General features: G+C 38.8%; 7 protein-coding genes and 3 pseudogenes. 9 read left to right on the forward strand and 1 reads right to left on the reverse strand.

All coding sequences use genetic code 11. The features are described from left to right. The 9 genes and pseudogenes from QZ379_RS04100 to QZ379_RS04140 all read left to right on the forward strand — a co-directional run. The coding region (locus QZ379_RS04100) for a DEAD/DEAH box helicase (protein ID WP_291558627.1) at positions 1-2454 on the forward strand (2454 nt) is incomplete at its 5' end. A 67-nt stretch (positions 2455-2521) separates the two neighbouring features. Beyond that, positions 2522-2917 carry a hypothetical protein gene (locus tag QZ379_RS04105; RefSeq protein ID WP_235339637.1) on the forward strand — a complete coding sequence of 132 codons (396 nt, stop codon included), beginning with the start codon at positions 2522-2524 and terminating at the stop codon, positions 2915-2917. Continuing rightward, positions 2910-3578, forward strand: coding sequence for a nucleotidyltransferase domain-containing protein (locus QZ379_RS04110; protein WP_291558632.1), 669 nt, complete (start codon positions 2910-2912; stop codon positions 3576-3578). The genes QZ379_RS04105 and QZ379_RS04110 overlap by 8 nt, the downstream gene beginning before the upstream one ends. A gap of 112 nt (positions 3579-3690) precedes the next feature. After that, the gene (locus QZ379_RS04115) at positions 3691-4203 is read left to right on the forward strand and encodes a PH domain-containing protein (protein ID WP_291558634.1); all 513 of its coding nucleotides are present in this window, start codon (positions 3691-3693) and stop codon (positions 4201-4203) included. A 187-nt stretch (positions 4204-4390) separates the two neighbouring features. Next, positions 4391-4990 (forward strand): annotated as a pseudogene (locus QZ379_RS04120) (helix-hairpin-helix domain-containing protein); the annotation flags it as partial. Positions 4991-5098: 108 nt separating this feature from the next. Continuing rightward, positions 5099-5632 (forward strand): GNAT family N-acetyltransferase, encoded by a 534-nt coding sequence (locus QZ379_RS04125; protein WP_291558640.1) that lies wholly within the window; start codon positions 5099-5101, stop codon positions 5630-5632. A 16-nt stretch (positions 5633-5648) separates the two neighbouring features. Then, a pseudogene (locus tag QZ379_RS04130) lies at positions 5649-6119 on the forward strand (GNAT family N-acetyltransferase); the annotation flags it as partial. Next, positions 6117-6710: pseudogene (locus QZ379_RS04135) on the forward strand (sugar O-acetyltransferase); the annotation flags it as partial. The pseudogenes QZ379_RS04130 and QZ379_RS04135, both read left to right, overlap by 3 nt. A 45-nt stretch (positions 6711-6755) precedes the next feature. Further along, positions 6756-7181, forward strand: coding sequence for a GNAT family N-acetyltransferase (locus QZ379_RS04140; RefSeq protein ID WP_291558642.1), 426 nt, complete (start codon positions 6756-6758; stop codon positions 7179-7181). A 55-nt stretch (positions 7182-7236) separates the two neighbouring features. On the opposite strand, the gene QZ379_RS04145 is transcribed toward QZ379_RS04140, so the two are convergent. Further along, positions 7237-7578, reverse strand: a complete 342-nt coding sequence (locus QZ379_RS04145) for an N-acetyltransferase (protein ID WP_291558636.1) — start codon at positions 7576-7578, stop codon at positions 7237-7239. Positions 7579-7637: the final 59 nt, after the last annotated feature.

The following is a 7637-nucleotide window of genomic DNA, read 5'->3' on the forward strand; positions in this document are numbered from 1 at the left end:
AAAGAGTACGCCATCAGGTGGATTCCGGCTTATATCGACAGCCAGGTAAGACAACTAATGGATATGCTTGAAGATATTATTCCCGACAAACTGCTGGAATTCAGACTAGTGGAACGTAAAACAGGAAAATTTATTTACAACAAGGGAGAGTGGATTGTGTCGTTCTTTCTCGGAAAACTCATAAACAGACTTACGGCCGATAGTCTGAAATTACCTGTAGAGGAATTATTCTTCAAGGAGAGCCACCTTCCCTTCAGCGGTGTAGGAGAAAAAGAAACGCCGGGCGGAATAAAATCATGGATAGCATCATACTCGCTCATCGAATCAGACTACCGACCTGTTCTCTATGTAGAAGAAAGTACCGATGGCGGTTTCGACATTACCGTTGGCGTGGAAAACACACGCGAACCGGAAAAGGAAGTCACTGCACTGTCCGATATACTCTCACAACCCGAATATGAGCACGAACGCTTCACCATTCTGAGAAGCTTCACCCTGCTGGCAGGAATGATGAAAGACCTCAACGGATATATTGCTAATGGAGCAAAACAAGCTTTACACTACACCGAAAAGACATTCCTGCCCGTAATACTCGAAATAATACCTGCTGTAAGGATTCTTGATTTCAAGGTTTTCATGCCTAAATCGCTTCAGCAACTCATACGTCCGAAAGCATCATTGTTGCTGAAAAAGAAATCCGGAAGTGAGAAAGGCTTCCTGAGCCTTGCCGATTTGTTCGCCTTCGACTGGGAAGTGGCACTTGGCAATGAGATAGTGTCGATGGAAGAGTTCATGAAACTGCAGAAGAATGCCGGAGGACTGATAAAATTCAAGCAGAAATATATCTATACCGATGCAGAAACTCTGGAAAAGCTTCATGACGCTTTCCACAAGATGGATAAACTCACTCCGGCACAGTTGCTGCAGGCCGCCCTTACAGAGGAATACAACTCTGCACCTATACGCCTTACAGACGATGTGCGACAACTTATCAAGGAATTGACCGAACAGGAGAACATTGCCCTTCCACGGGAACTTAATGCACAACTGCGTCCATACCAGGAACGCGGATTCTCGTGGATGTACCGAAATATGCGCATAGGATTCGGTTCCGTGCTTGCCGATGACATGGGATTGGGTAAGACACTGCAGGCTATAACTCTTATTCTGAAACTGAAAGAAGAGGGAGCATTGAAGGAAGGCAAAGTCATCATAGTTGTACCTACGGGTCTGCTCACGAACTGGCAAATGGAAATAAGCCGATTCGCTCCGTCGTTGTCAACATTCGTCTATCACGGTACTGGCAGAGATCTGAAGAGCTTTAAATCAGATATTCTGTTAACTACATACGGTGTTCTGCGCTCGGACAATGCCAAACTTAAAAAAAGACAATGGACTATAATGTTCATTGACGAAGCACAAAACATAAAGAACAACGATACGGCACAGAGTAAGGCTGTGAAGTCAATTCCTGCCACAACTCACATAGCTCTGAGTGGTACTCCGGTAGAAAACAGGCTTACAGAATTTTGGAGCATAATGGATTATGCCAACAAAGGCTATCTGGATACGCTTAAAGCCTTCAAGGAAAACTACGCAAACCCTATCCAGCTTTGGAATGACAGTGATTGCGCTATGCGCTTCAGAAAAGTGACGACTCCGTTCATGATGCGAAGAATGAAGACTGACAAGAATATCATTTCCGACCTGCCTGACAAGATAGAACTTGATGTATATGCTTCTCTCAAACCGGAACAGGCCGCTCTCTACGAAAAGACCTTGGAATCCGCAATGAACGAAATAGAGGGAATACCTACAACAGACAACGAATCATTATTCAAGCGTCAGGGACTTATCCTCCAGATGATTATGGCTCTGAAACAAATATGCAACCACCCCACACAGTTCCTTAAGAACGGCGACCGCAGGTCTGAATTGTCAGGCAAAACAGAGATGTTGCTCGACAGAATAGAAGGGATTGTAGATGGCGGCGAAAAGGTTCTTGTCTTCACGCAATATCGCGAAATGGGCGACATGTTAGTGGACTTCATAACTGCAAGGACAGGTGAAAAACCACTGTTCTATCATGGGGGATGCAGTATTAAGGAACGTCAGACAATGATTGACCGCTTCCAGAACAACCGCACAGACAAGGTTTTCATCCTTTCGCTTAAGGCAGCGGGAACAGGACTAAACCTGACAGCCGCAACACATGTAATCCATTATGACCTTTGGTGGAATCCGGCAGTTGAAGCACAGGCTACCGACCGTGCCTACCGTATAGGTCAGAAGAACAATGTCATGGTTCACCGCTTCATCACCAAAGATACATTCGAGGAACGTATAAACGACATGATACAGAAAAAGAAGCATCTGGCAGACATGACCGTATCAAGTGGAGAAAGCTGGATAGGCAAACTAAGCAATAAAGAGTTACGAGAGATATTCGGCTGATAAAATACAATAATGTAAACATTTAGAATAATTTAGTGCTAATATGTTACATAAAAACAAAATATATATGAAATACCTCAAGTCCCTTCTCGTATGGCTATGCTTCATACCCACAGCAATACTAAATGGTGGATTCAGGGAATATGTATTAACCAAATATCTGGATACCGCACTGGCTACAGCCGCTAGCGGTATCCTGCTTAGTATCATGATACTGTTTATCACATGGCTGCTCCTTCCACGACTAGTCACACTTAATAGAAAAGAAAGTTTCATAGCCGGCATAATATGGACGCTGCTCACCGTTATATTTGAATTCACATCCGGAATAGGAACAGGTGTACCTATGAAAGAACTCATAGCAGCGTATAATCCGCTATCCGGAAATTTATGGATATTGGTAGTCCTGACGACAATGTTTGCACCGACAATAATATCAAGAATAAACAAACGATATGAATGAGAACAACTTAGACATAATATCCTGGCTGAAAGTTTTTCAAGAGAGACTTATCTCACTATTCGGCAACAGAATTAAGTTTTTCGGTCTGCAAGGCAGTTACGGACGAGGCGAACAGACAGCCAGCAGCGACATAGATGTGGTAATAATTCTTGACGAAGTAAATTTTAAGGATCTACAGAATTACCAGTCAATGCTTGATTCTTTCGAGGAACATGACATGATATGCGGATTCGTATCTGGAGAAAGAGAGCTGATTAACTGGGAAAAATCAGACCTCCTTCAACTGGTTCTTGATACGAAGCCCATAATCGGTACATTAGATTATCTGCAAAAAATATCTAGCGATGACGACATACGCCGCTCCGTTTTGACCGGAGCCTGTAACCTGTATCATGCCTGTTCCCATAATTTTCTTCATGCAAAAGATATAAACACCTTAGTCGGACTCTATAAAGCTGCACGTTTCACCGTACGCATGAAACATTTTCTTGATACAGGCTCTTACATCAGTTCAATGAAACTCCTGTCAGAACATGTCACAGATAAAGACCGTATTATACTGAATATAGCATCTGCAGATTTTCAAGAAAACGACTTTACCAAACGAAGCCACATATTGATTGAATGGGCTAGTGAAATAATAACCGAATATCACGGATAAATTCTTTATTTCATAAAAAATCTATTACTGATTATAATAATTACAACTGTTTTAGTTATATTTGTTTTGGTTCAATAGATTATAAACAATAATATTTCCAATACATATCATTATGAAAAACAACAGAATTTCTTTCCCATGTACATGGAGTATGGGAGTTACGGCCATAACAGCCATAACAATCATTATTTTGGTAGCATCTACATATTTTATCTGGACAGATGATTTTCCGTCATCAATGCTTTGGCTCAAATACACGCTCGTCGTTATTTTTATAGCTACCATTATAGGTGGATTGGGCTATATGCCGATAAGATTAACTAGTGGAAATGATAAAATAATTTTACACAGACTGTTTGGCGCTATTAATATACCTATAAAGGATATTATAGAAATAAAAGCGATACCAAACTCTGAAACAGCTTTTTCTATTCGAATATTCGGCAGCGGTGGCCTATTCGGATATCTAGGAAAATTCAAAAATCCTAAGTTAGGCAGCTATACTATGTATGCAACTAATCTGAACGAATTAGTACTCATCCGTACGAACAGTAAGAAATATGTATTCAGCTGCAAAGGCAGGGATGAATTTATTGAGTCTTTACAACAAACAATAATAAAATAAAGGATATAGATACATGGCAAGCAACATTGACTTCATAGAGTTTATATGTTCCCAAATAAAAGGAATTGGAACAGTACGCTATCGCAAGATGTTTGGCGATTATATGATTTACCTCAACGAAAAGCCTATAATACTTGTATGTGACAATATAGCTTACGTTAAGAAGCACCCTTCGATTGCCAACTTAATGCAAGACAGTGAAGCCGGCATCCCATACAACGGTGCAAAGGAGCACTATATTCTGGACGTAGAGCACAAACATCCTTTGGTTGATGTGATAAGTACATTGGAAAAGGTATTACCATTGCCAAAAGAGAAAAAAGTAAAAAAGAAAAGTTCAAGAAATAATGTTCATCCTTTCCGTAAGATTCCTAATGTAGGACCAAAAACAGAACAGGGTCTTAAAGCCATGGGCTACACCACCACCGAATCATTAAAAGGTAAAAAAGCAGACGATTTATACCTGGAAGAGTGCTGTTTACTTGGTTACACTATAGACCGCTGCCAGCTTTACCTGTACCGTGCATTAGAATATTACATCAATACGGAAAAACCGGATACCGATAAATGTAAATGGTGGTACTGGAAAGATGAATATTTCCATCCTTCCCCATGCGGTGCAAAATGTGTAGAGTGTCCATCTTTCCCAAAAGACTGCAAGGGATGCCGCAAAATAAAAGGCAAAGTATTTTGGCTTCAATACACAGATTATGAAGTTTGTCCAATATGGAAATGCTGTAAGGAACAAAAACGTGAAAACTGTGGAGACTGTCCGGAATTACCTTGCACCCGTTTCATGAAAGATCCTACATTATCAGATGAAGAGAATGAGACCAATCTGAATAAGATGATTAACAATCTTACAAAAAATAATAAATATATGACAAAATATTTCATGGAAACTCAAAGACTTATTCTCCGTCCGTGGAATGAATCCGATGCCGAATCGCTCTACAAATATGCAAAAGATCCTGCTATTGGACCAATTGCAGGTTGGCCACCACATACATCTATTGAAAACAGCAAAGATGTAATACGAAACATCTTATCTGCTCCTGAAACATACGCTGTAGTATTGAAAGAAACAAACGAACCTATAGGCAGTGTAGGCATTATGTTCGGTAACGGCGTACATAGTGCGGATATGAAAGAAGGTGATGCAGAAATAGGTTATTGGATTGGTGTTCCCTACTGGGGACAAGGACTAATACCAGAAGCGGTAAACCGTCTTCTGAAACGTTGTTTTGATGAACTTGATACAAAAAGAGTATGGTGCGGATATTATGACGGAAATTTAAAATCACGCAGAGTTATGGATAAATGCGGCTTCAAATATCATCATACAGAAGAAAGAAAGATTTCTCCTTTAGGTGACGAACGTACCGAACATTTTACATTACTGACCAAAGATGATTGGAACAAAAAGTAAAACCATGGATAAACAAATAAAATATACTATACGTCCTTTACGTGAAGAAGAGACTCATTTATTGAGAGATTTTCTTTATGAGGCAATTTATATTCCTGAAGGTGTGGAACCACCGACAAAAGAGGTTATAGATATTCCGGAGCTGAAGATTTATATTGAAGATTTTGGCAAGGATAAAGACGATTATTGCTTAGTCGCAGAAACAGACCATAAAGTCATTGGTGCTGTATGGGCAAGAATTATGAATGACTACGGTCACATTGACAACAATACTCCGTCACTTTCTATATCCTTGTATAGAGAATACCGCAATAAAGGTATTGGCACAGAGCTTATGAAAGAAATGCTCAAATTTCTTTGGAATAAAAGTTACCACCAAGTATCGCTTTCCGTACAAAAAGCAAACTACGCTACAAATATGTATCTAAAACTTGGATTTAATATCATTAGAGAAACCGAAGAGGAATTTATTATGGTAAAAAATATGACTAAAGATATCAGTAACTATAAGCGTTTTTTATCAGGAGAGCTTTGTAACCGTCTGGATGCTGAAGTTTTAGAAATGATAATGCAGACAAAAAAATATCTATCTATACTGAACAATGTAAACACGAGCGAAAATGATAGGAAAAAAACATTAGGCTATATGTTAGGAGAAATTGGGAAATACTCCAATATAGGTAATAACTTTACCTGTCAATGCGGGAAACACATATTCATCGGTGAAAAGACAATCATCAATGATAATTGTACAATGATGGATGAAAATCATATTCATATAGGCAATAGAGTATTGATTGCCCCTAATGTACAATTTTATACGGCAACGCATCCAGTTGATTTTGAAGAACGTTTCGTTAATGATTGGGATGAAAATTCAGGAGAACTATTTTTCAAGACAAGAGCTTTACCGATTACTGTTGAAGATAATGTATGGATTGGCGGTGGATGTATTATACTTGCAGGTGTAATAATAGGTAGCGGAAGCGTTATTGGTGCTGGTAGCATAGTTACAGAATCAATACCTGCAAATTGTGTAGCCATTGGAAATCCTTGTAGAGTAATCAGATGGTTAAAACCAAAATATAAAATTCGCCCACTTGAAGAAAAAGATATCCATAATATGCAGAACCTATTCCATTCCACAGTATTAAACATCAATATTAAAGACTATACAAAGGAGGAAGTGGAAGACTGGGCTTCATGCGGTGACGACATAGAACACTGGAAAGAACTTCTGTCTTCTAATCAATATGTAGGAGCATTCGCCGAACAAAACTACCTGATTGGATTTTCTTCTATGAACAAGAACGGTTATCTGCATTCCATGTTTGTACATAAGGACTGGCAAGGTAAAGGTGTAGCAACTCAGCTTCTTTCTGAAGTTGAAAAAATAGCAAGACAATATGAAGTAAAAGAGATTACATCGGAAGTAAGCAAAACCGCACGTCCATTTTTTGAACACAAAGGCTATGTTGTGGAATGCGAGCAAAAACAGCACGCAAACCGTTTGAAACTGACGAACTATAAAATGAAGAAAGTTTTATGAACTTCTATGCAATATTAATTAGAAAAGAATTTCCCTGTTCTTCAATATCAGACTTTTATACAGACAATTCTTTTCTGAAATATACCATATCTTTTAATATTATCCCGTTTTCTATAATCGGATGATCATAATTATCCGTAAAGAAATCAGGAACAACATGAGAAAACGTGAAACCGCAGTTCTTATAAAAAGAGATAGTATCCATGCTTTCTCCAGTACCGACTATCATATATTTGAACTTGTCTGCATAACGTTTACACAAGAAATCCACCATTTGCTTTCCGTAACCTTTTCGTTGATATTGTGGAGAAACTGCCAAACTTTTAAGTTCACATACACTATCACCTTCATCTGTCACAACAACTGAGGAAATAGGTTCTGAATTTGTATTAAACATAACAAATTTAAGTTTCGCAAGTTCAGCTTGCTAGTTTTAATTTGTAAATATTGCATATA

This window comes from Bacteroides sp. (assembly GCF_019417265.1).
In the GTDB taxonomy this organism is placed as follows: Bacteria; Bacteroidota; Bacteroidia; order Bacteroidales; family Bacteroidaceae; genus Phocaeicola.

Bases quoted from the DNA above. Each gene is read 5' to 3' on its own strand.
- QZ379_RS04145 (WP_291558636.1), bottom strand. From the start codon at position 7,578: ATGTTTAATACAAATTCAGAACCTATTTCCTCAGTTGTTGTGACAGAT.
- QZ379_RS04115 (WP_291558634.1), top strand. From the start codon at position 3,691: ATGAAAAACAACAGAATTTCTTTCCCATGTACATGGAGTATGGGAGTT.
- QZ379_RS04110 (WP_291558632.1), top strand. From the start codon at position 2,910: ATGAATGAGAACAACTTAGACATAATATCCTGGCTGAAAGTTTTTCAA.
- QZ379_RS04140 (WP_291558642.1), top strand. From the start codon at position 6,756: ATGCAGAACCTATTCCATTCCACAGTATTAAACATCAATATTAAAGAC.
- QZ379_RS04125 (WP_291558640.1), top strand. From the start codon at position 5,099: ATGGAAACTCAAAGACTTATTCTCCGTCCGTGGAATGAATCCGATGCC.
- QZ379_RS04105 (WP_235339637.1), top strand. From the start codon at position 2,522: ATGAAATACCTCAAGTCCCTTCTCGTATGGCTATGCTTCATACCCACA.